The organism is Sporocytophaga sp. (assembly GCF_017745095.1).
Classification (GTDB): domain Bacteria; phylum Bacteroidota; class Bacteroidia; order Cytophagales; family Cytophagaceae; genus Sporocytophaga.
This window is the reverse complement of the sequence record NZ_JAGHZZ010000062.1, coordinates 1-1,141: the sequence shown is the minus strand read 5'-3', so window position 1 is coordinate 1,141 and position 1,141 is coordinate 1. Positions and strand designations below refer to the sequence as shown.

1 protein-coding gene is annotated in these 1,141 nt (G+C 33.7%); it reads left to right on the top strand.

Features of this window, described 5'->3' with window-relative positions:
* Positions 1 to 36: 36 nt before the first annotated feature.
* Positions 37 to 1,127 (top strand): IS3 family transposase gene (locus tag J7604_RS26985; RefSeq protein WP_293903792.1). Its coding sequence is split into 2 segments (ribosomal slippage): positions 37 to 298 and positions 298 to 1,127, totalling 1,092 coding nucleotides; the frame shifts between segments, so codons are not numbered across the junction.
* Positions 1,128 to 1,141 lie beyond the last annotated feature (14 nt).

The window sequence follows — 1,141 nt, the reverse complement described above, 5'->3', positions numbered from 1 at the left end:
TAAAGTTATCCAAATTTTGTAACTTAAAACTGTCATATGAAAAAAAGCAGATTCACAGAAACTCAAATTGTAAAGGCTCTAAAAGAGCACGAATCAGGCAGATCCACAGAAGAAATTTGCAGGGAATTAGGTATTAATAAAGCTACTTTTTATAGCTGGAAGAAAAAGTATGGAGGAATGGAAAGTAATGAGCTTAAAAGACTTAAAGAGCTCGAAGAAGAGAATAAGAAACTTAAAGCTATGTATGCTGACCTTGCTCTAGATCATAAAATTTTAAAAGATGTCCTTTCAAAAAAGTTTTAAGGCCCTCAGAGCTTAAAGATAGAGTTGATTATATTAAAGAAACTCATCAAATAAGTCTGAAAAGGGCCTGTAAAATCATGAAAATAAGTAGATCTGTGTATTACTATAGTTCTAAAAAGGATGATTCAGAAGTCATACGGAAACTTGAAGAGCTATCCTCTAAATATCCAAGAAGAGGTTGTGACAAATTCTATGACATGATTCGCTTGGAAGGCCTAAATTGGAATTACAAGAGAATTAGAAGGGTTTATTGCCTGATGAAGTTAAATATTCGCAGGAGGACTAAAAGAAGGCTTCCTGCAAGAGTTAAACATCCTTTATCTACACCATCTGTATTTAATAGCAGCTGGTCTATGGATTTTATGAGTGATTCTTTATTAACCGGAAGAAAGATTAGGATACTAAATGTAATGGATGATTTTAATCGAGAAGCATTATGTATTGAAGCAGATACTTCACTACCAGCCGAAAGAGTAATCAGGACTTTGGAAGATTTAATTGATTGGAGAGGCAAACCAGAACAAATTAGAGTAGATAATGGACCTGAATTTACTTCTGCGACCTTCACTGATTGGTGCTCTTCAAAAGGGATATCAATTAAATATATACAACCAGGAAAGCCCATGCAAAATGGGTTTATAGAAAGATTTAACCGAAGTTATAGAGAAGAAGTGCTCGATGCATACCTTTTTGATGAACTAAGCCAAGTAAAAGTCCTATCAGAAGAATGGATGGAAGATTACAATAATAAACGACCACATGAAGCATTAAATGGGCTTACACCAAGAAAATTTATAGAGGCCAATGTTGTACTTCAAAATTAATCAGTATACTTTAG